This is a genomic window from Streptomyces sp. NPDC030183, from assembly GCF_055573455.1.
Window position 1 is genome coordinate 59,426 of sequence record NZ_JBVIBK010000020.1, and the last position, 25,251, is coordinate 84,676.

General features: G+C 71.0%; 14 protein-coding genes. 4 read left to right on the forward strand and 10 right to left on the reverse strand.

The annotated features are described in order from the left end of the window. Positions 1–2 precede the first annotated feature (2 nt). Both secA and ACZ4Z2_RS24075 read right to left on the reverse strand, forming a co-directional pair. Positions 3–2,639 (reverse strand): preprotein translocase subunit SecA, encoded by a 2,637-nt coding sequence (gene secA / locus ACZ4Z2_RS24070; RefSeq protein WP_468078811.1) that lies wholly within the window; start codon positions 2,637–2,639, stop codon positions 3–5. A 159-nt stretch (positions 2,640–2,798) separates the two neighbouring features. Continuing rightward, positions 2,799–4,739 (reverse strand): acyl-CoA dehydrogenase family protein, encoded by a 1,941-nt coding sequence (locus ACZ4Z2_RS24075; RefSeq protein ID WP_468078715.1) that lies wholly within the window; start codon positions 4,737–4,739, stop codon positions 2,799–2,801. Between the two features lie 461 nt (positions 4,740–5,200). Here ACZ4Z2_RS24075 and ACZ4Z2_RS24080 point away from each other — a divergent pair, with 461 nt between their 5' ends. The 3 genes from ACZ4Z2_RS24080 to ACZ4Z2_RS24090 all read left to right on the forward strand — a co-directional run bounded on the left by ACZ4Z2_RS24080 (position 5,201) and on the right by ACZ4Z2_RS24090 (position 9,908). Next, positions 5,201–6,214, forward strand: coding sequence for a LacI family DNA-binding transcriptional regulator (locus ACZ4Z2_RS24080; RefSeq protein WP_468078716.1), 1,014 nt, complete (start codon positions 5,201–5,203; stop codon positions 6,212–6,214). Between the two features lie 283 nt (positions 6,215–6,497). Beyond that, positions 6,498–8,555, forward strand: a complete 2,058-nt coding sequence (locus tag ACZ4Z2_RS24085) for a glycoside hydrolase family 31 protein (protein WP_468078717.1) — start codon at positions 6,498–6,500, stop codon at positions 8,553–8,555. Positions 8,556–8,660: 105 nt separating this feature from the next. After that, positions 8,661–9,908, forward strand: coding sequence for an AI-2E family transporter (locus ACZ4Z2_RS24090; RefSeq protein ID WP_468078718.1), 1,248 nt, complete (start codon positions 8,661–8,663; stop codon positions 9,906–9,908). An 84-nt stretch (positions 9,909–9,992) separates the two neighbouring features. On the opposite strand, the gene ACZ4Z2_RS24095 is transcribed toward ACZ4Z2_RS24090, so the two are convergent. The 3 genes from ACZ4Z2_RS24095 to ACZ4Z2_RS24105 form a co-directional block, all read right to left on the reverse strand. Then, a complete protein-coding gene (locus ACZ4Z2_RS24095; protein WP_468078719.1) occupies positions 9,993–11,423 on the reverse strand; it encodes a non-reducing end alpha-L-arabinofuranosidase family hydrolase in 1,431 nt (476 codons plus the stop codon). Positions 11,424–11,610: 187 nt separating this feature from the next. Then, positions 11,611–14,082, reverse strand: coding sequence for a CBM35 domain-containing protein (locus ACZ4Z2_RS24100; RefSeq protein ID WP_468078720.1), 2,472 nt, complete (start codon positions 14,080–14,082; stop codon positions 11,611–11,613). Between the two features lie 217 nt (positions 14,083–14,299). After that, on the reverse strand, positions 14,300–15,337 hold the full coding sequence (locus ACZ4Z2_RS24105) for a LacI family DNA-binding transcriptional regulator (protein ID WP_468078721.1): 1,038 nt from the start codon (positions 15,335–15,337) through the stop codon (positions 14,300–14,302). 59 nt (positions 15,338–15,396) lie between these two features. Here ACZ4Z2_RS24105 and ACZ4Z2_RS24110 point away from each other — a divergent pair, with 59 nt between their 5' ends. Beyond that, positions 15,397–17,700 carry a glycoside hydrolase family 36 protein gene (locus ACZ4Z2_RS24110; RefSeq protein ID WP_468078722.1) on the forward strand — a complete coding sequence of 768 codons (2,304 nt, stop codon included), beginning with the start codon at positions 15,397–15,399 and terminating at the stop codon, positions 17,698–17,700. A gap of 105 nt (positions 17,701–17,805) precedes the next feature. On the opposite strand, the gene ACZ4Z2_RS24115 is transcribed toward ACZ4Z2_RS24110, so the two are convergent. The 5 genes from ACZ4Z2_RS24115 to ACZ4Z2_RS24135 all read right to left on the reverse strand — a co-directional run bounded on the left by ACZ4Z2_RS24115 (position 17,806) and on the right by ACZ4Z2_RS24135 (position 25,031). After that, on the reverse strand, positions 17,806–18,540 hold the full coding sequence (locus ACZ4Z2_RS24115; protein WP_468078723.1) for a glycoside hydrolase family 12 protein: 735 nt from the start codon (positions 18,538–18,540) through the stop codon (positions 17,806–17,808). A 180-nt stretch (positions 18,541–18,720) separates the two neighbouring features. After that, positions 18,721–20,952 carry a 1,4-beta-glucanase gene (locus tag ACZ4Z2_RS24120; protein WP_468078724.1) on the reverse strand — a complete coding sequence of 744 codons (2,232 nt, stop codon included), beginning with the start codon at positions 20,950–20,952 and terminating at the stop codon, positions 18,721–18,723. Positions 20,953–21,298: 346 nt separating this feature from the next. Then, positions 21,299–22,279, reverse strand: a complete 981-nt coding sequence (locus ACZ4Z2_RS24125) for a carbohydrate ABC transporter permease (RefSeq protein WP_468078725.1) — start codon at positions 22,277–22,279, stop codon at positions 21,299–21,301. Then, a complete protein-coding gene (locus ACZ4Z2_RS24130) occupies positions 22,276–23,316 on the reverse strand; it encodes an ABC transporter permease (RefSeq protein WP_468078726.1) in 1,041 nt (346 codons plus the stop codon). The genes ACZ4Z2_RS24125 and ACZ4Z2_RS24130 overlap by 4 nt, the downstream gene beginning before the upstream one ends. 29 nt (positions 23,317–23,345) lie before the next feature. Then, entirely contained in the window at positions 23,346–25,031 is a 1,686-nt protein-coding gene (locus ACZ4Z2_RS24135; protein ID WP_468078727.1) for an extracellular solute-binding protein, read from the reverse strand. Between the last annotated feature and the right edge of the window lie 220 nt (positions 25,032–25,251).

Here is a 25,251-nt window from a genome sequence, read left to right on the forward strand (position 1 = left end):
GGCTACGTCCTCCGGGCGCCCTCCACCACACCCTCCGCCGTGTCGACGGTCGGGGCCGTGAAGTGGAGGGCCTCCTCGTCCCGGGTGGGGGCGAGGCCCTCGGCGGCGGCGTCGAGGTCGAGGTGGAAGACGTAGCCGACGGACTCCTCCTTGATCGCGTCGGTCATGGCGACGAACATGTCGAAGCCCTCGCGCTCGTACTCCACGATGGGTTCACGGCCCAGGGTCCAGCGCAGGCCGATGCCGTCGCGGAGGTAGTCCATCTCGTAGAGGTGCTCGCGCCAGGTGCGGTCGAGGACGGACAGCACCACCCGGCGTTCCAGCTCACGCAGGGCCTTGTCGCCCAGCTCCGCCTCGCGCTCGGCGTAGTGGGCGCGGATGTCGTCCGTCAGGGCCGTCACCAGGTCCCCGGCGGTGAGGTTGGCGCGGCCGCCGTGCTCCCGCTCCAGGTCCGCGATCGTGGGCCCCACCGGGTAGAGCTGCCCGAGCGCCCGCCACAGGGCGTCCAGGTCCCAGTCCTCCGGGTAGCCCTCGGCCGTCTCGGCGGCCACGTACGCCTCGACGGTGTCGTCCATGAAGTGGAGGATCTGCCCGCGCAGGTCCTCGCCCTCCAGGACGCGGCGGCGCTGGTCGTAGATCAGCCGGCGCTGGCGGTTGAGGACCTCGTCGAACTTCAGGACGTCCTTGCGGGACTCGAAGTGCTGGCGCTCCAGCTGGGCCTGGGCCGAGGCGACGGCGCGGGTGACGATCCTGTTCTCGATGGGGACGTCCTCGGGCACGTTCGTCGCGGCCATGACGCGCTCCACGAGCTGGGCCTGGAACAGCCGCATCAGATCGTCCTGGAGGGAGAGGTAGAAACGGGACTCCCCAGGGTCGCCCTGGCGGCCCGAGCGGCCGCGCAGCTGGTGGTCGATGCGGCGGGCGTCGTGGCGTTCGGTGCCGAGGACGTAGAGACCGCCCAGTTCGGTGACCTCGGTGTGCTCGGCCGCCGTCTGCGCGGTGATCCGGTCGAGGACCGCCCGGCGTTCCTCCTCGTCGGCGTCGTCGGGCAGCACGGCCCTGGCCAGGGCCTCCGGGTTGCCGCCGAGCATGATGTCGGTGCCCCGGCCCGCCATGTTCGTGGCGACCGTCACCGCTCCCTTGCGTCCCGCCTGGGCGACGATCATGGCCTCGCGCCGGTGGTTCTTGGCGTTGAGGACCTGGTGCGGGACCCGGCGCTCGCTCAGGCGGGCGGAGAGCGCCTCGGAGACCTCGACCGTGGTGGTGCCGACCAGCACCGGCTGGCCCCGGGCGTGCCGCTGGGCGATGTCGTCGACGACCGCCGCGAACTTGGCCTCGGCGGTCCGGTAGATCAGGTCCGGCCGGTCCTCGCGGATCATGGGCCGGTTGGTGGGGACGGGGACGACGCCCAGGTCGTAGATCTGGTGGAACTCGGCGGCCTCCGTCATCGCCGTGCCGGTCATCCCGGAGAGCTTGTCGTAGAGCCGGAAGAAGTTCTGCAGGGTGATGGTGGCGAGGGTCTGGTTCTCGGCGTTGACCGACACGCCCTCCTTGGCCTCGATCGCCTGGTGGAGGCCCTCGTTGTAGCGGCGGCCGGGAAGCAGGCGGCCGGTGTGCTCGTCGACGATCAGGACCTCGCCGTCGATGACGACGTACTGCTGGTCCCTCTTGAACAGCTCCTTCGCCTTCAGTGCGTTGTCGAGGTGCCCGATCAGAGGGGTGTGGTCGGACTCGTAGAGGCTGTCGATGCCCAGCTGGTCCTGGACGTACTCGACGCCCGGGTCGAGGATCGCGACGGTGTGCTTGCGCCGGTCGTACTCGTAGTGGTGGCTCGCGCGCAGTCGCTCCAACCGTTCCTTGTCGGCGGGGCGGGTGAAGCGCTCCGCCTGGATCTCGACGCCCCTCATGGGTCCCACGAGGGTCGCGAACGCCTCGTACCAGTGGGTCGCCGGGTCGGCCGGGCCGGAGATGATCAGCGGGGTGCGGGCCTCGTCGATGAGGATGGAGTCGGCCTCGTCGACGATCGCGAAGTGGTGGCCGCGCTGTACGAGTTCGGAGCGCGACCAGGCCATGTTGTCGCGCAGGTAGTCGAACCCGAACTCCGTGTTCGTGCCGTAGGTGACGTCGCAGGCGTACGCCGCCCGGCGTTCGTCCGGGGTCGACTCGGAGCGGACGACGCCGACGGTCAGCCCGAGGAACGTGTACGCCTTCCCCATCCACTCGGCGTCCCGGCGGGCGAGGTAGTCGTTGACGGTGACGACGTGGACGCCTTGCCCGGTGAGGGCGTTGAGGTAGACGGGCAGGGTGGCCACCAGGGTTTTTCCCTCGCCGGTCTGCATCTCGGCGATATTGCCGAGGTGGAGGGCCGCGCCGCCCATCACCTGGACGTCGAAGGGCCGCATGCCGAGGGTGCGGCGGGCGGCCTCCCGCATGGTGGCGAACGCCTCCGGCAGCAGGTCGTCGAGGGTCTCGCCGTCGGCCAGGCGCTGCCGGTACTCGTCGGTGAGGGCGCGCAGATCGGTGTCGTCGAGGGCCGCGAAGTCCTCCTCGACGGAGGCGACCTCCTCGGCGATCCGGTGCAGCCGGCGCAGTATCCGGCCCTCCCCCGCGCGCATGATCCTCTGGGTGAGGGAGTTCATGCCGAGTTCGGACATCGCAGCATCACCTCGGCGCTGTCGCCCCGTCCGCCGTCCTTTCGATTGTCGGCTCGTGCGATGAGCGCGGCAAGCAGCGGGCGGCGGAGCGGGGCGACGGCGGAATCCGCGCCGCGGGCGACGGCGGTTTCCGCGGGAGTGGTGTCAGCGGATGGGGCGGTGCACGTTCTCCTTCTCGCTCGCGCCCGGTGTCGCGTCGGCGATCCACGGGCCTTCGCCCGAGGGGTCGACCACCCCGTGCTCCAGCCACTCGTACGCGCCCCCGAGCACGCCCTTGACCACCTTGCGGTCGATGTCGTCGGTGTTGCTCCACAACCGGCCGAAGAGTTCCTCGACGCGGAGGCGGGACTGCCGGCAGAAGACGTCGGCGAGCTGGTACGCCTCGCGGCCGTGACCCTCCGTGGTGCGCAGCAGTTCGGCGCGTACGCAGGCCGCGCTCATCGCGAACAGCTCGGCGCCGATGTCGACGATCCGGCCCAGGAAGCCCTGCTTGGTCTCCATCCGGCCCTGCCAGCGGGACATGGCGTAGAAGGTGGAGCGGGCCAGCTTGCGGGCGGAGCGCTCGACGTAGCGCAGGTGGGCCGAGAGGTCGGGGTGGCCCGCCGGATGGAACTCCGGGTAGGCGCGCGGGAGCTGGCCGGTGCCCGCGACCAGTTTGGGCAGCCATTTGGCGTAGAAGACGCCCGCGTTCGCCCCGGCCCTCGCCTTGTCGGAGAGGGACTTCTCGGGGTCGATGAGGTCGCCGGCCACGGTGAGGTGGGCGTCGACGGCCTCGCGGGCGATCAGCAGGTGCATGATCTCCGTGGAGCCCTCGAAGATGCGGTTGATCCGCAGGTCGCGCAGCATCTGCTCGGCCGGCACGGCACGCTCGCCGCGCGCCTTCAGGGAGTCGGCGGTCTCGAAGCCCCGGCCGCCGCGGATCTGGACCAGCTCGTCGGCGATGCGCCAGCCCATCTCGGAGGCGAAGAGCTTGGCGAGGGCGCCCTCGATCCGGATGTCGTTGCGGTCCTCGTCGGCCATCTGCGAGGAGAGGTCGAGCACCGCCTCCAGGGCGAAGGTGGTGGCCGCGATGAAGCTGATCTTGGCGCCCACGGCCTCGTGGTGGGCGATCGGCTTGCCCCACTGCTCGCGGGCCGCCGACCACTCGCGGGCGATCTTCAGACACCACTTGCCGGCGGCCACACAGGACGCGGGCAGCGAGAGGCGGCCGGTGTTGAGGGTGGTCAGCGCGATCTTCAGCCCGGCGCCCTCGGGGCCGATGCGGTTGGCCGCCGGGACCCGGACCTGGTGGAAGCGGGTGACGCCGTTCTCGATGCCGCGCAGCCCCATGAAGGCGTTGCGGTTCTCGACGGTGACGCCGGGCGAGTCCGTCTCCACGACGAAGGCGGTGATGCCGCCCTTGTGGCCGTCGGACTTCGGCACCCGCGCCATGACGACGAGGAGGTCGGCGACCACGCCGTTCGTCGTCCAGAGCTTCACGCCGTCGAGGACGTAGTCGTCCCCGTCGGGCACCGCGGTCGTCGCCAGGCGAGCCGGGTCCGAGCCGACGTCGGGCTCGGTGAGGAGGAAGGCGCTGATGTCGGTGCGGGCGCAGCGCGGCAGGAACTTCTGCTTCTGCTCGGGGGTGCCGAACAGTTTCAGCGGCTGCGGTACGCCGATCGACTGATGCGCGGAGAGCAGCACGCCGATCGCCGGGCTGGCCGAGCCGACCAGGGCCAGCGCCTTGTTGTAGTACACCTGGGTGAGGCCGAGGCCGCCGTACTTGGGGTCGATCTTCATGCCGAGGGCGCCGAGCTCCTTGAGGCCGTTGATCACCTCGTCGGGGATCCGGGCCTCGCGCTCGATGAGGGCGCCGTCGACCTTCGTCTCGCAGAACGCGCGGAGCTTGGCCAGGAACTGCTCACCGCGCCGGACGGCCTCGTCGGTGGGCAGCGGGTGGGGGTGGATGAGGTCGAGGCGGAACCGGCCCAGGAACAGTTCCTTGGCGAAGCTGGGCTTGCGCCAGTCCCGTTCGCGGGCTGCCTCCGCCACCTGGCGGGCCTCACGTTCGGTGACGACGGGTTTCTTGAGGGGTGGTGCGGACATGAGGCTCACCTCGCCGCGAATCGGGATCTTGTACCGGATGAGTACCTGATTGGTTACCGATGGGTGCTACCCGATCGTTGGTACCCGATCCGGACGGCCCCCGCCACCCCTCGCGTCCGCGTTCAGCCGATGGTGGCCGACCACCGCTCCGCCACCGGACCGGCCGTTCCCCGCCACCGACGGCCGAAAGCCGTCCCCGGGTTCTAAGCTGAGGGGCACGGCGCCTCTCGAAGCGGAGGGCGCGCGAACGGGGGACGCGGGGAACCGCGGGACAAGCCCCCGGGAGCCCGCACCCAGTCGTACGGCATCCTCCCCCATTCCTGAGGTACCCAGCTCGTATCGAAGCGCTTCGACAGGCTATGGACACGCATCCACCGCCCGGCTACTGTCGAGTCACCCTCACACCGCCCCGTACGGAACGAACGCGCCGTCGAAGCGCTTAAACACGCTTGGAGAGCTGGATGGTCACCCTCGCCGAGGTCGCCCAGCACGCCGGAGTCTCGGCGAGCACGGTGAGCTATGTCCTCAGCGGCAAGCGGTCCATCTCCACCGGCACCCGCCAACGGGTCGAACGGAGCATCCGGGAGCTGGGCTACCACCCCAACGCCGGGGCCCGCGCCCTGGCGAGCAACAGGTCCAACATCATCGCGCTGATGGTCCCGCTGCGGACGGACATGTACGTCCCCGTGATGATGGAGATCGCCATCGCGGTGGCGACGACGGCCCGTACCCACGGCTACGACGTGCTGCTGCTCACCGGCGAGGAGGGTCCCGACGCGGTCCGCCGGGTCACCGGCAGCGGGCTCGCCGACGCGATGATCCTGATGGACGTCGAGCTGGACGACGAGCGCCTGCCGCTGCTGCGCGACACCGACCAGCCGTCCGTGCTGATCGGGCTGCCGGCCGACACCAGTGGGCTGACCTGCGTCGACCTCGACTTCGCGGCGACGGGCGCGCTGTGCGTGGAGCACCTGGCGACGCTGGGCCATCGCGAGATCGCCGTCATCGGCGAGGCCCCCGCGGTGTACGAGCGGCACACCGGTTTCGCCGAGCGCACCCTCGACGGGCTGCGGTCCCGGGCACGGGAGCTGGAGCTGCGGGTGCTGCACCGGCCCTGCGAGGGCGGCTACGACGCGATGGCCGCGACGCTGGCCCGGATCTTCGACGAACGGCCGGGCACCACGGGGTTCGTCGTGCAGAACGAGTCCGCGGTCGAGCCGCTGCTCGCGCTGCTGCGCCAGCAGGGCCGGGCGGTGCCCGAGGACGTCTCGGTGATCGCCGTCTGTCCCGAGCAGGTCGCGCTGCAGGCGTCGGTACGGCTGACCTCGGTCGCCATCCCCGCCCAGGAAATGGGCCGACGGGCCGTGGAACAGCTCGTCGCCAAGCTCGACGGGCGGGAGACGGACGAAGTGGTGCTGCTCGCCCCCGAGCTGACGGTCCGCGCCAGCACGGGACCGCTGACCGGCGGCGGCTGACACCGGGGTGGGGCGGGGCGGAGCGGTGCAACCGGCTCCCGTAGGCCATCCGGGGACACCGTGCGGCCAGCGCACTCCGCCACAGCCCGGCCTCCGCACGCCGTTTCGGACCGGTCTCCGCACTCCGCTACCGCCCGGCCCCCGCCCGCCGTCTCGCCCGGCTCCGCACGCCTTTACCGCCCGGCCCCCGCAGCGCGCCCAGCGCCCCCGTCCCCTCCTCCCAGTCCCCCGGCAGTCGCAGTCGCGCCGGGGGGCCGCCCCTCCTTCCTTCAGGAGCCGTCTCGTGAACGAGTCTGCCGAGAACGAGAACCAGAACCCGACGGGCGCGGTCAGCCTCGCCCAGTCCTCCCCCACCGTCGGCACGTTCCGCGAGCGGGACGGCGCCCTCGAGTGGAGCGGACGCCAGGAGACCCTGCGGATCGAGCCCTGGGGGCCCGACGCGGTCCGGGTCCGTGCCCGGCTGGGCGGCCCCCTCCTCGACGGGCTGCCGGGCGCCCTGCTCGACGAGGCGGAGAGCACCGAGAGCAGCGTCAAGATCGAGGAGGGGCGGGGCCGGCTGACGGTCGGCGCGCTCACCGCCGAGGTCAGCGCCGAGGGCCTGGTCCGCTTCACCCGCACCGCCGACGGCCACGAGCTGCTGTCCGAGGAGCGCGCCCACTTCTGGTGGCCGGGCCCGCGGCTGTACACGGCGGTCGGCAACGGCCACCACCGGCTGGAGCAGCGTTTCGCCGCGTACGACGACGAGAAGCTGTACGGCCTCGGCCAGCACCAGCACGGGCGGCTTGACCAGAAGGGGCTGGTCCTCGACCTGGTGCAGCGCAACGCCGAGGTGGGCATCCCGGTGCTGACCTCCAGCCGCGGCTACACCCTGCTGTGGAACAACCCGGCGATCGGCCGGGTCGAGCTGGCGGGCAACGGGACGCGCTGGGTCGCGGACTCGGCCCGGCAGATCGACTACTGGATCACCGCGGGCGAACCGGCCGACGCGCAGCGCCGCTACAGCGCGGTGACGGGCCGTACGCCGATGCTGCCGGAGTGGGCGTCCGGGTTCTGGCAGTGCAAGCTGCGCTACCGCACCCAGGACGAACTCCTCGCCGTGGCACGGGAGTACAAGCGCAGGGGCCTGCCGATCGATGTGATCGTGTGCGACTTCTTCCACTGGACGCATCTCGGCGAGTGGAAGTTCGACCCGAGCGAGTGGCCCGATCCGGCGGCGCTGGTGGAGGAACTGGCCGGGATGGGCATCAAGTTGGTGGTGTCGGTGTGGCCGTCGGTGTCGCCGCTGTCGGAGAACCACCCGGTGATGGACCAGCGCGGCTACTTCATCGGCACGCAGTACGGTCCGACGGCCCACGCCGACTGGCCCGACAAGGAGGTCGCCTCCACGGTCCAGGTGGCGTTCTACGACGCGACGAACCCGGAGGCACGGGAGTTCGTGTGGGCGCGGGTGAAGGAGAACTACCTGGAGCCGTACGGCATCACGGCGTTCTGGCTGGACGCCTGCGAGCCGGAGCTGAAGCCGGGCTTCCAGGAGAACCTGCGGTACTGGGCGGGCCCCGGCCTGGAGGTCGGCAACATCTACCCGGCGGAGAACGCCCGCACCTTCTACGAGGGCCTGAAGGCGGCCGGCGAGGACGAGATCGTCTCCCTCAACCGCTCGGCGTGGGCGGGGAGTCAGCGGTACGGGGCCGCCCTGTGGTCCGGTGACATCGGCACCGACTTCCCGACCCTGCGGCGGCAGATCGCGGCGGGCCTCAACACCGCGCTGTCGGGCATCCCCTGGTGGAACACCGACATCGGCGGCTTCCACGGGGGCGACCCGGACGACCCGGCGTACCGCGAGGTGATGGTCCGCTGGTTCCAGTTCGGCGCGTTCTCCCCGCTGATGCGGCTGCACGGCTTCCGTGAGCCCGGTATGCCGCTGGGACCGGCCATGACCGGCGGGCCCAACGAGGTCTGGTCGTACGGCGAGGAGGCCGGCGCGATCCTGGAGCGGTACCTGCGGCTGCGCGAGCGCATCAAGCCGTACGTCCTGCGGGTCATGCGCGAGGCCCACGAGCAGGGGCTGCCCGTCATGCGCCCGCTGTTCCTGGAGTTCCCCGGGGACGAGCGGGCCTGGACGGTCGACGACGCGTACCTGTTCGGTCCGGACGTGCTGGTGGCGCCGGTGCTGGAGGCGGGCGCGACGACGTGGACGACCTATCTCCCGGTGGGCGCCCGATGGACCGACGCGTGGACCGGGGAGACGTACGACGGCGGCGCGTCCGTCACGGTGGACGCGCCGCTGGACCGCATCCCGCTGTTCCTGCGGGACGGGGCGTCGCTGCCGGTCACCGAGTAGGCGGGCGACGGCTGTTCGGACGCCGGTCTACGCTATGGCGCCACGGCCATCCCGTGATCTTCAGGGGGTGTGCGCGACCCCCTGAGTGAGCGGAGACGACCAAGCATGAACAGCCGTACGGGAGACCCTCGCCGGGCGCGCGGGGGACGGCAGGGCCGGCGGGGCGGCGCCCCGCGCAGACCGTTGCACCGGACGCGGACGACGATACGGACCACCGGCGGCGGCCCCGTGGAGGTGGCGCCGGCGCTCGCCCCGCCGGCGCCGGTCGGCTCCGGTGGCTTCCTGCCGGGGCCGGCGCGGCACGTGGCGGTGTGGAGCGCGCTGACACTGCTCGTCACCGGCGTGGTGGCGGTGGGTGTGTGGATCTGCGTGACGTTCCAGACGGCGGTCACACCGGTGCTGCTCGCCCTGCTCGGCACGGCGCTGCTCGGGCCGTTCTACCGGCGGCTGGTGGCGATGCGGTTCAACAAGAGCCTCGCCGCCGGGCTGACCTGCGCGGCCGTGGTCGTGGTGATGGGCGGGGCCGCGTACATCGTGGTCGCGGCGCTGATCGACACCGGTGACCAGATCATCTCCTCGCTGCGGGACGCGGCGCGGTCGCTGAGCGACGAGTTCGGGCTGGCCGGGACGTCGTTGGACGACCTCGCGAAGAACGCCAGGGAGCTGCTGTCGAAGTTCGGCGGCACGGCGGCGTCCGGGGTGCTCACCGGGGTCAGCGCGGTCAGCTCGTTCGTCGCGATGGCGATCCTGGCGCTGCTGCTGATGTTCTTCTTCCTGCGCGACTCCGACAAGGCGGTCGCGTCCCTGCACTCCCTCGCGCCGCGCGGCCGCGGGGAGACGCTGGAGGTGATGGCCCGGCGCGCGTTCCAGGCGATCGAGGGCTTCATGCGGGGCACGACGATCATCGCGTTCATCGACGGTGTCTGCATCGCCATCGGTCTGCTGATCCTCCAGGTGCCGGGTGCCGTCGGTCTGGGCGCGCTGGTGTTCGTCGGCGCGTACATCCCGTACCTCGGCGCGTTCCTGTCGGGCGCGGTGGCGATCCTGGTGGCGTTCGCCGACCGGGGGCTGGTGACGGCGCTGTGGGCGGTCGGTGTGGTGTTCGCGGTGCAGATCCTGGAGGGGAACGTGCTCCAGCCGATGATCCACAGCCGGACCGTGCAGATGCACCCGGCGGCGATCCTGCTGGCGCTCACCGCGGGCGCCTCCATCGCCGGCATCCTCGGCATGCTCCTGTCGGTGCCGCTGACGGCGGCGGCGTTCGGCGTCCTGTCGGAGCTGCGCTCCCGGTACGGCGACGGCGCGGACCGGGCCGAGCCCGCACCGAAGGAGATCGCCGGAACGGCGGGATGACCCCCGGGGCCCGTGCCCGCCAAAGGGGAGGAACCCCAGCCGACGTACGGCTGGGGTTCCTCTGGGTGGTGCGTGTCGGGCGGGTCAGCGCTGCAGGGTGAGGACACCCGGCCGGTACGGCCACAGCGAGTAGTCGAGGCCGCTCTGGGTGGCGCCCCTGCCCTGGTAGAGGAACTGCAGGTTGCAGGGGTCGATGGTCTTGGTCTGGTCGGGGTTGTTGCGGACCAGGTCACCGTGGCTGATGTCGTTGGTCCAGGTGGCACCACTGTTGGCCTTGCCCGCGAAGGGGTTGGCCTCGGTGCCGGCCTGCACGGTCCACGGACCGTTCAGGCTGGAGGCGGTGTACGAGCGGAAGTAGCGCCCGTTCGCGCCCCGCGCCTCGACGATCATGAGGTACTGGTTCTGGCCCTGGACCTTGTAGACCTCCGGCGCCTCGAACACCTTGTCCACGGTGTCGCTGATGACCGTCGTGTACGACGAGCCGAAGTTGCCCGGGAAGTTCGCGAGCGGCATGCTCGTCTTGTAGATCTTGCCGTTGTCACCGGCGAAGAACAGGTACATGTTCTGGTCGTCGGCGATCAGGGTCTGGTCGAGCGCGCCGGTGGGGGAGTTCTCGGAGCTGGGGAGCTCGCCGGTGAACATCGCCTGCGGCGCGGACCAGCTGTTGGGGTTGGTGGGGTCGGTCGACGTGCGGTAGTTGAACTTCCAGCCGCCGGCCCACTGGGAGGCCAGCACCCAGATGTTCTTGGTCGAGAGGTAGAACAGCGTGGGCGCCACCGCGCCCTGGCTCATGGCGGTCTGGGGGGCCGTCGCCATGTCCGACCAGTTCGTGAAGGGGCCGAAGCCCATCGACTTCCAGTTGCCGTCGGAGTACGTCCCGTAGACCAGGTGCTTGCCCTGGTAGGTCACGGTGGTGAAGTCCTTCAGCGCGGCCCACCCGTTCGCCGGCTGCGCCAGCGCGCCGGTCGAGGTCCACCGGTACGTCGACGGCAGGGAACACGTGGTGCCCGACGCGGTCAGGCCGGACCACTTCTGGTTGCTGCCGCCGTTGCACGCCGCGATCTCCACCGCGGTGCCGTTGGCGGTACCGGCACCCACGACGCTCAGGCACAGCCCGGACTCCACACCGACGACCGTGCCGTCCGTGTTCACCCGCCACTGCTGGTTCGCACCGCCGTTGCAGTCCCAGATCACCGGCCGGGTACCGGCCGTGGTGGCGTGGCCGGGGACGTCCAGGCACTTGTTGCCGTACACGGTCAGCTGGTTGCTGTCCGTCAGCGTCCACTGCTGGTTGGCCCCGCCCCAGCAGTCATAGATCTGAGTGGTGGTGCCGTTGGTCTGGCTGGCGCCCGCCACATCGAGACACCGGTTGGAGCCGACGCCGCGCAGGGCGCCGCTGCTGGCCGCCTGGGCGGCCGGGCTGGCGACCAGCAGTGCCGCCGCCGAGACGACGGTCGCGGTCGTGGCAGCGAGAACCGCGGACGGACGTCTGCGGCTGAAGCTGAGTCTGAGCATGGGGACCTCGTTTTTCTGAGTGCGCGGCTCTGCCGGCCCCTCGGAGGCTGTGCGTGGGGTGATGCGGCGCGACCTCGCATGCGTTCGTCATTTCGAACGCAGATCGAAGTATCGAGCAAGTGGATAATAAAGATCCGGCCACCGGCGTCAATACTTCTCACAGAATTCACGAGCCGGAAAAAATGGCTCAGCCGATGACCCGGCCCAGCTCGATCCGGTCGATGTTCGGCGCCCAGGCGTTCGCGTTGCCGAAGGTCACCTTGTTGGCGCCCTTCCGCAGGTCGACGGGGACGCCGACGGTCCAGTAGTCGTCCCAGCTCCAGGTGTTCTTGAAGGTGACCTTCTTCGGGGTCCCGGTGCCGACGGTGATGTCCGCCGTGCGGGACATGATGTCGGTGTTGTAGGCGTGACCGTTGTCCCGGCGGTCGTTGTGGGCGTAGTGGACGACCAGTACGTAGCGGCCGGCGGTGGGTGCTCGCACGGTGAACTCGGCGGTGCTGTCGGCGCTGTTGCCGAGCCGGCCGATGTAGGCGCCGGTGGAGGCGTGAGCCGAGTCGACCAGCACGGCCCCGCCGGTGAGGGTGGCTTCGGCGGCCCCGTAGGAGAGGGCGCCGTCGGTCGAGCCGTCACCGGAGACGTCGAGGGAGCGTAGGGCGCTGTGCTTGGCGGTCGTCTCGATCCGGTTGTTGCCCGCGACGAGGTACAGCCTCAGCGGGCGGCCGGGCGCCGCGGCCACCGTCTGCCCGTGCAGGGCGAGCCGCACCGGCGCCGACGCCCGGGGCACCACCCGGTAGTAGCCGTCGCGCGGGGCGTACACGTCGAAGACCGCCTTGTCGCCGGGACCGAGGACGAGGGCACCGGTGCCCACGCCGGCCGACGAGGAGTAGTCGAACGACGGCTTGCCGCTGATGTCGGCGAGCGTGGCCTCGTAGGAGGCGGCGGGCGCCGCGGTGCGGGCGGTGAGGTCGATCCGGTCGAGGGTGACCTCGGCGGCGCCCTTGGCGAGGGTCAGGGTGTGGGTGCCGGCGGACAGGTCGACGCGGACGTCCTTCTTGGCGCGGTAGGTCCAGTTCTCGGTGGAGGGGTAGGTGACCGTGACCGGGTCGCCGCCGTCGACGGACAGCTTCTGGGTGGCGGGGGCGCCGGACTGGTTGCCGTAGAGGATCGCCAGGTCGTAACGCCCGTCCTCGGGGACGGTCACCGTGAAGTCGACCCTGCTGCCGGCCTGGTTGAGGGAGCCGACGTCCTTGGTGCCGGAGGCGGCGTAGCCGTTGGCGTTGGTGACGGTGCCGTGGGTGTAGACCTTGCCGTCGGTGACGGCGGCGTCCTCGGCCTCGTAGGAGGCGGTCCAGGGGACCGCGGGCGCGGACGGGGTGCCGGCGCCGCCGGGGGTGAGGACGATCCGGTAGGCGGACATCTTGTGCAGGCCGCGCAGCGGGACGGTCACCGTGCCGTCGGCGGCGACCCGCGCCTTCGTGCGGGTCAGGACGCGCGGCGTGGCGTGCTGCCCCTCGTAGCCGGACCAGGCGGCCTCGGCGACGGTCGCGGTGACCGTACGGCCGAAGAGGGAGCGGGGGACCTCGCGGACCACGACGTCGGCGTCGCCCGCAGAGCCGCCCAGCAGCACCTGGGCCTGGCGGCGGGAGGTGTCGAGGGAGGCGAGGCCCTGAAGGGTGTCGATGGTGTTCGCCCGCGGCGGGGTGACCTTCACGGTGTCACCGGTGAGGCCCGCGTACCAGCGGAAGAACCACCAGCCGCCGTTGGGGACGTTGGAGCGGACGACGTTGCCGTCCAGGTTCCCGGCGGCGTCCCAGTACGCCTGGTTGGCGTACACCTTGTTCCTCTCGAACATCGAGACCCACTGCACGAGCTGGCCGGGGACGGAGAGGTCGCGGCGGTTGGCGTACTCATCGATGTTGATCTTCAGCGGGGCGATGCCCAACTGCCGTTCCAGCGCCCGGTAGTCGTCGTAGTGGCCCTGGAAGTCCCTCAGGGAGCCGGAGTTCAGTTCGTGCCAGGTCATGATCTGGGGCAGGACGTCCTCGCGCTGGGCGAAGGCGAGGAAGTCCCTCAGCAGGCGTGTGTGGTAAGCGGCTTCGTTGGGGCCGGCGATCCGCGCGTCGGGGTCGATGGCGCGGATGCGTTCGTACACCGTCTTCCAGTCCCGGAAGAACCGGTCGCGGTTGCGCTCGTACTGGGCCTGGTCGGCGACGTCGAGCTTGTACCAGATCTGGTCCGGCTCGTTGAAGGGGACGTAGACGAAGCGGTCGCTGTTCGGGTCGGCCGCGATCTCCTTGACGATGCTGTCGACCTTGGGGAGGTAGTCGTCGATGCCGAGGTCCTCGTAGGGCCACTTGGCGTAGATGTCCTGCATCATCACGTTGATCTCGCCGCCGCCGTTGCGGAAGAACGACCGGGAGACGGTGAGCGCGTCGCCGTTGGGGTGCTGGGCGCCGCCCTCCGGCTTCTGCGAGATGCTGGTGATCTTCAGCGGGGCGAGGGCGGCGTCGCTGGGCACGCCGTCGTCGCTGAGTCCGTAGAGCGCGCCGTTGGCGCCCCGCATGACGGGGCCCTCGGAGGCGGAGAGGTCGACGGTGAGGCGCTGCGGGTCCGCGGCGGCGGCCGCGGGGGCCCCGGTGGCGGGAAGGGTGCCTGCCATGGCGGTGACTCCAAGTACTGCGGTGATCAGGGCGGTGCGTACCCGGGACCTGGTGCGGCTTCTTTCCGGGGCGCCCGTACGGGTGGGGGTGATCACGCGGTCGGACCTCCGGTCAGGTGACGGCTCCACTGGTGATTCCGGACATGGCCTTTCCTTCTGTGCATGAACGTGCCTTCCGTGAAGGGATGGTTCAGGGCAGAGAGGAACTACGGGACGGTCAGGCGCGGGCGGGAGGCGGCCCCGAGCTCTCCCGGACGACCAGCTCCGGTACGGAGACCCGGTGCGGGGCGATCGGGGCCGACTTCTCCAGCACGCCGTGCAGCAGGGCGAACGCGGCCCGGCCGAGACCGGTGAAGTCCAGGCGCACGGTCGTCAGGGACGGGGTCAGATAAGCGGAGTGCGGGGCGTCGTCGAAACCGGCCACGCTGACGTCGCCGGGGACGGAACGGCCGTTCTCGTGCAGGGCGCGGAGCACGCCGAGCGCCAGGTCGTCGTTGCCGCAGAGGATCGCCGTGACCGACGGGTCCTCCGCCAGCCTCCGGCCGGCCCGGTGACCGCCCGCCGGGCCCCAGTTCCCCTGCACCGGGCGCGGTTCGGGCGCCCCCGCCTCCTTGAGCGCCTGCCGCCAGCCGGTGGTGCGGGCGCTGGTGCGGCGGGTGCTGGACGGGATGGCGACGTAGTGCACGGTCTCGTGGCCGAGGGAGAGCAGATGGCGGGTCATCGCGTAGGCGGCCTCGCGGTCGTCGGTCCACACCCAGGGGCGGTCGTCGCCGGGCGGGGTGGCCGGGGTCTCGACGACACCGACGACGGGCAGTTCGGCGGGCACGGCGGCCAGGGCGCCGACACCGGCCGGGTCGTAGGCGATCACGATCAGCCCGCCGCCCGCGTCCGCCGCCCGCCGCACCTCGGCGGCGACGGCCGCCTCCTCCGCCGACTCCAGCACACCGATCCCGACCGCGTACGAGGCCGCGCGGGCCGCCTCCTCGACGCCCTGGAGGATCGAGGCGTAGCCGTAGTGGGTGGTGTTCGCGGTCAGTACGGTCACCGCCCGGCTGCGGCCGCTGGCCAGGGCCAGGGCGGTCGCGTTGCGGCGGAAGCCCAGCTCGTCGATGGCCGCCAGCACCCGGTCCCGTGTGGTCGCCCTGACGCTGGGGTGGCCGTTGATCACCCGGGAGACGGTCTGGTACGAGACCCCGGCGGCGGTCGCGACGTCCCGGATGCTCGCGGAGCGCCTTGTGTGACCGGTCACATCCATGCCAGGATTGTGACCGGTCACACTGGGGTCGTCAAGGGAACGTGACGAGGGGCAGCGACTTGACCGGTACGACGAGCCGGACGGCGGACGGCTTCAACTCTCCACCGGGCCCGTTCCGTTGGGGGCACCCTGCGTTGTACGCGGAGTTCGCCCCGGCGGCGGACGGCACCGTGCGTCTGGTCCGGCTGGGCCCCGCGGGGAGCGCCGTCGATCCGGAGGTGGCCCTCCCCCTCGTGGAGTTGACGGCGGTCGGGCACGGGAGCGGGTGGTCCGGGCCCCGGTTCACCGGGACGGCCCTCGGGTCGCGGCTCGCATACCGGGGGCACCGGGACCTCAGCAGCTCCGGCTGGGCACGGCTGACCGTCGAACTGCGCGACCCGGTGACGCGGTTGACCGCCTTCGTCGAGCTGGCCTCGCCGATCGGGACGCCGGTGCTCCGCTCCCGGGTGCGGCTGCGCAACGACGGCACGGAGCCCCTCGTCGTCCAGTCCGTCAGCAGCCTCCTCCTCGGCGGGCTGCCCACCCCCGACGTCCTGGATGTGCACCGGGCCCGCAACGACTGGCTCGCCGAGTGCCGTTGGTACGCCGAGCAGCTGCGCGACACCGTCGCCGACATCAGCGTGGACGCCCACCAGCACGACAGCCGGGCGGCGCTCACCCTCACCGGGCGCGGCAGCTGGCCCACCGACGGCCATCTGCCGATGGGGGCGCTGACGGAGCGGGGCGGCGGCCGGGCCTGGGTGTGGCAGGTGGAGTCACCGGCGGGCTGGCGCTGGGACCTGGGGGAACGCGCGCACGGCACCTACCTCGCGGTGAACGGACCCAGGGACGCCGAGCACCAGTGGCGGGTGCGGCTGGCACCGGCGGAGGAGTTCACGACGGTGTGGGCGGCGCTGGCGGTGGGGTCGTCGGGGCCGGCGGGGGGTGAGGCCGGGGCGGGGGCCGGCTCGGCGGAGGGGGCGGCGGAGCTGCGGCACGGCACGGCAGCGCTTCGACCGGGCACGGCAGAGCTGCGCCCGGGGGAAGGCGCTACGGAGGGCTCTGTGTCGTCTCTGGGGCGGGGCTCGGCGCTCGACGACGCCTTGGCCGCCCTGACCTCGTACCGGCGGGCCGTGCGGCGGCCGCATCCGGACCATGTCTCGCTGCCCGTCGTCTTCAACGACTACATGAACACGCTGATGGGCGACCCGACCACCGAGAAGCTGCTCCCCCTGATCGACGCGGCGGCCCGCGCGGGCGCGGAGTACTTCTGCATCGACTCCGGCTGGTACGACGACACCGTGGACGGCGGCTGGTGGGACAGCGTGGGGGCGTGGCAGCCGTCGACGCGCCGCTTCCCCGGCGGCGGCATCGAGGCCGTGCTGGAGCGGATCAGGCAGCGCGGCATGGTGCCGGGGCTGTGGCTGGAGCCGGAGGTCGTCGGCGTGCACAGCCCGATCGCCTCGGCCCTCCCCCCGGACGCCTTCTTCCAGCGGGACGGCGTACGGATCACCGAGCAGGGTCGCCACCAGCTCGACCTGCGCCACCCCGCCGCCCGCGCCCACCTCGACAGGACGGTGGACCGGATCGCCGGCGACTGGGGCGTGGGCTATCTGAAGCTGGACTACAACATCGTCGTCGACCCCGGCACGTGCGCCCCCGGCGACCCCTCCCCCGGCGCCGGGCTCCTCGGCCACGCCCACGCCTACCTGGAGTGGCTGTCCGGCGTCCTGGACCGCCACCCCGGGCTCGTCGTCGAGAACTGCGCCTCCGGGGGCATGCGCATGGACGGTGCCACCCTGGCCGTCGCCCAGCTCCAGTCGACCAGCGACCAGCAGGACCCCCTGCGCTTCCCCGCGATCGCCGCCGCCGCGCCGACGGCGGTCCCGCCCGAGCAGGGCGCCGTCTGGGCCTACCCGCAGCCTGAGTACGACGACGACCTGATCCGGTTCACCCTCGGCGGCGCGCTCCTCGGCCGCGTCCACCTCTCCGGCCACCTGAACCGTATGTCGGAGCAGCAACTCGGGCTCGTGCGGGACGCGGTGGACACGTACAAGTCGATCCGCGGGGACCTGGCGCGGGCCGTGCCCTTCTGGCCGCTCGGTCTGCCGGGGTGGACGGACGCGTGGCTGGCCCTGGGCCTGAGGGTGCCGGACGGGCCGTCGTACCTGTCGGTGTGGCGGCGGGGCGGGGAGGCTGAACTGTCCCTTCCCATCGCTCACTTGGCGGGCCGCGACGTGCGTCCGGAGATTGTGCACCCGTCGGCGGGAAACGGTGGCTCGACGCTCTGGGACAGGGACGAGCACACTCTGCGGGTCTCGCTGCCGCGGACACCGGCCGCCGTGTTGATCCGCCTGACCCGCCCGCGCGCCGAGACCTGGTGATCGGCCGCCGGCCGGAGGCCGACGAGGAGGCCGTCGCGGGCAGGGCGGGCAGGCGCCCGAGCCGGGGCCGTGTGCGTGGGGGCGGCGCCGGCTCGGGCGGGTGGGTCAGCTGCTGCTGACGGTCAGGTTGTTGGTCTGGAAGTTCAGGCCACCGGACGACGAGGTGATCTCGAAGCCGAACTGCACGTCACCGATGGTCTCGTTGCCCATCCAGCGCTTGGTGTCCTTGATCCACTTCAGGACGGGCAGGATCTGGACGGAACCGGAGGTGGAGTCGGCGGTCCGCAGGAAGGAGAAGACCTCCCAGTACGTACCGTTGCTCCGGTACACCCGGCCCTTGTAGACGTTCCAGTTGTGGCCGCCGAGTGTGACGTTGCCCTGGTAGTCGCCGAGCGCGCCGACCGCGCCGTTGTAGTTGACCCAGAGCATGATCTCGTAGTCGTAGTCCGTGTCCCAGACGTCGTACGAGGTGTTGTACGCGCCCGAGGACGGGACCGTGACGTTGTAGTTGCTGTTGAGCGAACCCAGCGAGGTGATCGTCTTGTTGATCACCTTCTTGGAGTTGGGGTACGACTTGATGCCGCCGGTGTTGGGGTGGTTGGCCCAGACACCCCAGTCGGTGCCGGAGTTGGCCCAGATGCACTGGCTGCCGGCGCCGCCGCCCCAGATGTTGTTGTAGAGCGTGTAGCCGCCCAGGCTGGTGTTGCCCCACTGGTCACAGCTGTTCCAGACGGCGGCGGAGGCGGGGGCGGCGGCGAGACCGACGGTGGCGCCGAGCGCGAGTGCGGGCGCGAGCAGGGCCTTGCCGATCCTGCTCAGGGTGCGGGTGCGTAGTGCCATGGCTTTCCTTCCATGGGTGGGGGGAAAAGCGGGGAGGATCACCACGCCCCTGTGGGGAGGGCGTGGTCTTCTCCGGCGAGCGGGTGGAGCAGGGGGAGCAGGTGGAGCGATGCGACGCCGGATGAAGTCAGAGGCCGACGCGACCGGCGGTCCGGCAGGCCGCCGTGTCGTCGGTCGGGGTCATCGGGCCGGTTCCCCGTACTGGATGCCGCGGCCGTTCGTGCCGACGTAGACGCGGCCGTACACCCTCGGGTCGCCGGCGATGGCCTCGCCGGTCCAGCCCCACTGGTGGGCGTCGTCGTTGAGGCGGGTCCACGTCCTCGCGCCGTCGTCGGAGCGGAGGATCCCGGTGACGTCCTCGACGGCCCCGACCTGGTAGACCGCCGGGTAGCGGGCGCCCGGTGCGGCCTTGCCGAAGCCGAGGACGTGCGAGGCGCGGCAGCTGTCGACCTTCGTGAAGGAGGCACCGCCGTCGGTGGACCGGTACAGGCCGTTCGTCTTGGTGCTCAGCCACAGGTCGCCGGTGCGTCCCGGGGCGGCGGCCAGCTTGTACTGGCTGTCCCCCGAGGGCAGGCCGGTCGCGCCGGCCGTGAAGGTGCGGCCGCCGTCGGTGCTGGCGTACAGCGTTCCGCTGCCGGTGTCGTACGCGTAGAAGCGGGTCGCGTCCGCGGGGTCGGCGACCGGGGTGGCGCCCTTCGGGAAGGAGGGCACCTCGGTCCAGGTCGCGCCGCCGTCGGCGGAACGGTGGGCCGCGTACGTCGTGCCGTCCCAGTGGACGAAGGACCACAGCAGCACACTGCCGTCGGTGTTGACGGCGATCGGCCCCGGCGCGTCCTTGGCGACGGCGGGCTGGCTCCCGAAGGGGGCCCAGGTCCGCCCGCCGTCGTGCGAGGACGCGCCGTTGCCGTGGTCGCCGAAGCCGGTGCGGACCACGTACGACGGCTTCCCCGCGGCCAGCGCGAGGCCCGTGTTCGACCCGAACACGGGGTTCGTCGCCATCCCGCGCGACGGGGACGCCGTGAGGCTTTCGTGGTACATCGTGCCGATGTCCCCGAGCCCGCTGATCAGGTGGGCCCGGCCCGCGGGGGGCGAGATCAGCTGGCGCACGGCCGTCTCCTCCAGCCCCCGGATCTGCGGCGCCCAGTGCCTGAGGTCGCGGGTGCCGTAGAGGGTCGCGCCGGTGCCGTACACGATGTGCCGGGAGTCGAACGGGTCGAGCGCCAGCGCCTGGATCCACCAGCCGAACTTGGGCTTGTCCGCGCCCCACTTGAGGTAGGGCGTCTCGGACACGTCGAAGACCGCGGAGTCCTTGAGGGAGGTCCAGGTGCGGCCGCCGTTCGTGGAGCGGAACACCGTGTCGATCTCCGCCCAGCGGTTGTTGGTGGAGACGACGACGGTGCCGGGCCGGCGGGCGTCCACGGCGACGCCGCCGTAGCCGAAGGTGTCGGCGGAGCCGTCGGAGCTCTTGCCGCCCGGCTTCACCGGGGTCACCTCGGTCCATGTGCCGCTGGTGGTCCGGAGCTTGTGCACGCTGCCGTCCGTCTGGCCGTTGGGGCCCGGCCCGTTGCCGTAGGTCACGTACAGCTCGCGCGTGTGCCGGTCGTACGCGGCGCGGATCGGGACCTTGGCGGCGGCACCGGCCGGCTGTCCGGGGACGGCCTCCCAGGTCGTGCCGTCGCTCGTGCGGTACAGGTTGGCGGTGGCGGAGGTGCCGTCCCCGTCGCCCCAGCCGGCGTAGAGGGTGCGGCCGGCGGCGACGAGCAGGGTGACGCCCTGCCCGGTGGCGCTCGGCGTGGCCGGGAACCCGGTGGCCCTCGACCAGGTGGCGCCCCGGTCCGTGGACCTGAGGAGGCCGTCGTGCCGTGTGCCCAGCCACAGGGTGTCGCTGTCCCGGGGGTCGACGAGCAGGCGCTCGCCCGTGCCCCGGCCGTCCTCGTTGGCGCCGAGCTTGACGGTGAGGTCGGTACGGGTCCAGGTGGCGCCGCGGTCGTCGGAGGTGAGGATCGCGCCGGTACCGGCCCAGGGCTGGGTGTACGTGCCGAGGGCGAGGTGGACGCGGTTCGGGTGGGCCGGGTCGACGGCGATCGCCTCCACACCGAGGAGGTTCCAGTCGTCCCAGCCGAGGTGGTCGGTCAGCGGGGTCCAGCGGGCCTTGCGGTCGTCCCAGCGGTAGGCGCCGCCGATGTCCGTGCGGGCGTAGGCGAGGCCGGGTACGGAGGGGTGGAAGAGGACGCCGGTGATGAAGCCGGTGCCTCCGATCACGGCGTTGCGCCAGCGGTAGCCTCCGGCGGTGGAGCCGTTGTGGGCCCCGGTGGCGTGGGCCGGGGTGGTGAGTGCGGGGAGGGCGGTGAGGGCTGCTGCCGCTGTGGTCGCGGTGAGTATGGTGCGGCGGCTCGGGTGGGGCGTGCGCATGACATACCTCGGTGGGTGCGGGGCGAGAGCCTCGGGAGGGGTGGGAAGAGGGGGTGGGGGGTGCGTCGGGGGCAGGGGGCGTCGGGGATACGTGGTTCGGCGGGTGAGAGCTCGGGGTGCCGGGGTGGGGTGGCGACTGCGGGGCGTGTGTGGCCGGTCGCGCGGTTCCCCGCCCCCTTGAAGGGCTGCGCCCTTCGGCGGGGCCGGGCCCTGCTGACGCAGGCGCTCTGGCGCGGGCAGCAGGAGAGTGGCCGTCGGCCGGAGGGCGCGCGGCGGCTGGACCCGCCGTGCTCGGCCGGGTGACAGGCACGGCCGAACACGGCGGGGGTCGAGGGGGGCGGCTGGGTCAGCCCTTGATCGCCCCGGTGAGCATGCCCTTCTTGAAGTGCTTCTGAACGAAGGGCGACAGAATGGCGACCGGAAGGAGGGCCATCACCATGACGGCCATCTGGACGGCGAGCGGGGAGAGTTGGCCCGTGTTGATCTGGGCCGAGAGGCCGACGGGGCGTTCCTGTTTCTGTACGAGCTGGATCATGACGTTCTGCAGCGGCATCATGTCCTGGTCGGTGAGGTAGATGGAGGCGTTGAACCAGGCGCTCCAGTAGCCCACCGCGTAGAAGAGGGCGATGACCGCGAGGACCGCCCTCGACAGCGGCATCACGATCTTCCAGAGGATGCGCCAGTCTCCGGCGCCGTCGATCCGGGCGCTGTCGATGAGCTCCGGTGAGATGCCCATGAAGAACGAGCGCAGGACCAGGATGTTGAAGACGCTGACCGCGCTCGGGAGGATCAGCGCGAGATAGCTGTCGGTGAGGCCGAGGGCCTGGACCAGGAGGTAGGTCGGGATCAGGCCCGCGCCGAAGAACATCGTCGCGAGCAGGGTCATCAGGATCCAGCGGTGGCCCAGGGAGCCCGTGCGGGAGAGGCCGTAGGCGCACAGGACCGAGACGGTCATGCTGAACAGGGTGCCGACGACGGTGACGCCGACGCTGACCAGCGCGGCCCGCTGGACCTGGCCGCCGCCGAGGAGTTCCTGGTAGGCGACGAAGGTGATGCTCTTGGGGATGACGACCAGGCCGCCCGCCTCGTCGATGGTCTTCTTCGTCTGGAGGCTGGTGACGATGACGATCCACAGGGGGAAGAGGATCGCGAAGCAGGCGAAGCCCAGGGCGATTCCCTTGCCCGCGAGCCCGGCCTTGGCGGGTTCCTCCTCCCACACCGGGCGGGGTGGGGCGGCCCAGCGGCTCGGCTTCCTCACGGCCGGCCGCCGGTCGTCCGCCCCGGCCGTGCCGGCCTCCTCGGCCTCCTTCTCGGCGAGTGCGCTCATTTCTTGTACACCCCCTGCTCGCCCATGAGATGGGCGACCTTGTTGGCGGTCAGGACCAGGGCGACGCCGACGACGCCCTTGATGAGTCCCGCGGCGGCGGCGTAGCTGAAGTCCTGGTTGCGGATGCCGTTCCACCAGACGTAGGTGTCGAGGACCTCGGAGGCGTCGACTCCCACGGCCGAGCGTTGCAGCAGGAGTTGCTCGAAGCCGACGGTGAGGGCGTCACCGACGCGGAGCACCAGGAGCAGGGCGATCACCGGGCGCAGGGCGGGCAGGGTGATGTGCCACATGCGCCGCCAGCGGCCCGCCCCGTCCATGGCGGCGGCCTCGTAGAGGTCGTGGGAGACGGAGGAGAGCGCGGCGAGGAAGACGATGATGCCCCAGCCGGCGTCCTTCCAGATCATCTCGACCGTGACCAGGTACTTGAAGGTCTCCGGGTTGGTCATCAGGTCGAAGCCGTCGACGCCGTGTTGGCGCAGGGTCTGCGCGATGATGCCGGCGCCGCCGAAGATCTGCATGAACACGGTGACGACGAGGACCCAGGAGAAGAAGTGCGGCAGGTACATCACCGCCTGGGCGACCGCCCGGACGCGCGGCCTGACCACGCTGTTGATGAGCAGCGCGAGCAGGATCGGGACCGGGAAGAACAGCACCATCTGGAGGAAGAACAGCACGAACGTGTTCCGCACCGCGTCCCAGAATGCCGAGTCCGCGAAGATCCGCTCGAACTGCTCCAGTCCGACCCAGGGGCTCTCCAGCATGGCGACGAAGCCGTTGTCGCTGAGGTAGGGGTCGTAGTCCTGGAAGGCCACCACATTGCCGAGGATCGGTATGTAGTTGAAGACCAGGAGCAGCAGGACCGCGGGCAGCGTCATCAGGATGAGCGTGCGGTCCCGCCGGAATCTGAACCGGAAGCTCAGCTTTCCGGCGCGTTTCTCACCCCGGGGCCCTGACCCGGCTGCGTCGTCCGACGCGGCCAGGGGCTGCTCGGGGGTCTTCGCCTCGGCCCTGGGCCGGGGCACCGTGCTGTGGGACACGGCCTTCTCCTTGCCTCCGGGGCCCCGGGTCAGCTCGCCGAGCCGGTCTCGTCGAGCAGCTTCTTGTACCAGTCGCGCAGCTTGTCGCCGCCCTTGCTCTTCCAGTCGGCCACCGCCTGCTGGACGTCGCTGATCTTCTTGCGGCCGCGGACGCAGTCGTCCTCCAGCTGCTCGAAGTTGTCGGCGAGGTTGGCCCAGCGGTTGGGCTCGGTGATGGTCAGCCCGAAGAAGGAGGTCTTCTTGGTGAAGGCACCCATACGCTGCTGCCACTCGACCATGCCCCTGGCGATCTCGGGCAGGTCGGGGTACGCGATGTACGGGGCGGGGTTCCCGGTGTAGTCGTAGGCGCCGTTGACCTCGTTGACGCCCTGGGTGGTCTTGACCGGCAGGCCCTTCTTCATCTCGTAGTCCGTGCCCTCGACGCCGTAGGCGGTGAGCATGAACTCCTTGGTGCCGTAGGGGGCGGCGCAGTAGTTGCAGACGGCGAGGAAGTCCTTGATCTGCTGCTTGGTCGCCTTCTTGCTGATGAAGGTGAAGATGCTGGCCGGCTGGCCGGCCCACAGCGTGGGGTCACCGCCGTCGGCGCCGAAGTAGTCGAAGGCGGCCATGTCGAAGTCGGGGTTCTGGGTGCGCTGTTCGGCCGTCTTGCCCCACCAGTCGGAGATGTTCTGGTTGTAGACCAGCACCTCCCCGGCGGTGAAGCGGTTGCCCGCGGTGCCGCCGGCCTTGATGTTGAGGGAGTCGGGGTGGACCACGCCGGCCGCGTAGAGCTTGCGCGTCCACTCCAGGGCTTCCAGGTACTCATCGGTCTCGACGCGGTTGACCAGCTTCCCGTCGACCATGTTCCACCACAGTTCCTTGTCGCCGCCGGGGAAGACGCCGTAGATCTGGAACGCCGACCACTTCATGTCGTCACAGGCCCACAGCTTCGACTTGGCGTCGGTGGCCTCCTTCGCCCAGGACAGGAACTCGTCGGGGCTCTTCGGCGGCTCGTACCCCTTCTTCTCGAAGAGGTCCCGGCGGTAGAGGGGCGCGATGTTCGTGACGTACGAGCCGGGCATCGGGATCGCGCGGAGCTGGCCGCCGAAGATGGCGCGCTGCCATGCCTCAGTGGGGACGGCGGCGAGGTTCGTGTACTCCTTGACCTTGTCGCCGGAGAGGTAGGGACCGAGGTCGGCGAACTTGGCGTTGATGGCGCTGGGTATCTTGCCCATCAGGTTCCATGCGGGCACGACCACCACGTCGGGGATGTCGCTGGAGGCGAGGACCGCGCCGAGCTTCTGGTCGTAGGTGACGCCGTCCTGGTTCTGCCAGGCGACCTCGACGCCGATGGCCTCGTTCATGGCCCTGTAGTACGGGTTGTCGCCCTTGGGCGGGGTCCCCCAGAACGGCGACATGACCTTCAGCCTGCCGCCGCTGCCCAGCTTCTTCGGGACCGAGGTCTTCAGTTCCGCGGCGGGGATCGCCTTGGTGAAACCCGCCGCCGAGCCGTTCTTCGCCGGGATGTCGGGGGCCACGACATTCGAGGCGACGAACGTCGGCAGGAGCATGCGCGCCTCCTTGCCCGAGGTCGTGCCCTCCTTGCGGCCTTCCTGTGAGCCGCCGCAGGCGGACAGCAGGGGCATGCCCCCCGCCACGGCGGCCGTGGCGACCGCCGTGGAGGCGAGGAAGCTTCTCCGGCTGGGAGTTGAGGGGGCGGCGGAGTTCGGCGTCATTGCGTCAACCCTTCATGGCGCACACCAGGACACCCGGCGGTGGCCGTCGGCTGCGGTGTCTTGAGTGGAACTGGCTGTGCTGAAGCGATGGAACCCATGACCGGCGGAGGGAGGGGTAGGCAGGCGAAGCGTTCCCTCCACAGTCGAAGCGCTTCGATGTTGCTGCGAGGTTAAGTGAACGACCGGGGGCGCACAAGGGTCGATTCGCAGATTCCCCGGA

Coding starts and splice junctions, on each gene's coding strand:
- ACZ4Z2_RS24120 (WP_468078724.1), bottom strand. CDS start 20,952: ATGCGCACGCCCCACCCGAGCCGCCGCACCATACTCACCGCGACCACA.
- ACZ4Z2_RS24100 (WP_468078720.1), bottom strand. CDS start 14,082: ATGGCAGGCACCCTTCCCGCCACCGGGGCCCCCGCGGCCGCCGCCGCG.
- ACZ4Z2_RS24075 (WP_468078715.1), bottom strand. CDS start 4,739: ATGTCCGCACCACCCCTCAAGAAACCCGTCGTCACCGAACGTGAGGCC.
- ACZ4Z2_RS24125 (WP_468078725.1), bottom strand. CDS start 22,279: ATGAGCGCACTCGCCGAGAAGGAGGCCGAGGAGGCCGGCACGGCCGGG.
- secA (WP_468078811.1), bottom strand. CDS start 2,639: ATGAACTCCCTCACCCAGAGGATCATGCGCGCGGGGGAGGGCCGGATA.
- ACZ4Z2_RS24115 (WP_468078723.1), bottom strand. CDS start 18,540: ATGGCACTACGCACCCGCACCCTGAGCAGGATCGGCAAGGCCCTGCTC.
- ACZ4Z2_RS24095 (WP_468078719.1), bottom strand. CDS start 11,423: ATGCTCAGACTCAGCTTCAGCCGCAGACGTCCGTCCGCGGTTCTCGCT.
- ACZ4Z2_RS24080 (WP_468078716.1), top strand. CDS start 5,201: ATGGTCACCCTCGCCGAGGTCGCCCAGCACGCCGGAGTCTCGGCGAGC.
- ACZ4Z2_RS24090 (WP_468078718.1), top strand. CDS start 8,661: ATGAACAGCCGTACGGGAGACCCTCGCCGGGCGCGCGGGGGACGGCAG.
- ACZ4Z2_RS24105 (WP_468078721.1), bottom strand. CDS start 15,337: ATGGATGTGACCGGTCACACAAGGCGCTCCGCGAGCATCCGGGACGTC.
- ACZ4Z2_RS24135 (WP_468078727.1), bottom strand. CDS start 25,031: ATGACGCCGAACTCCGCCGCCCCCTCAACTCCCAGCCGGAGAAGCTTC.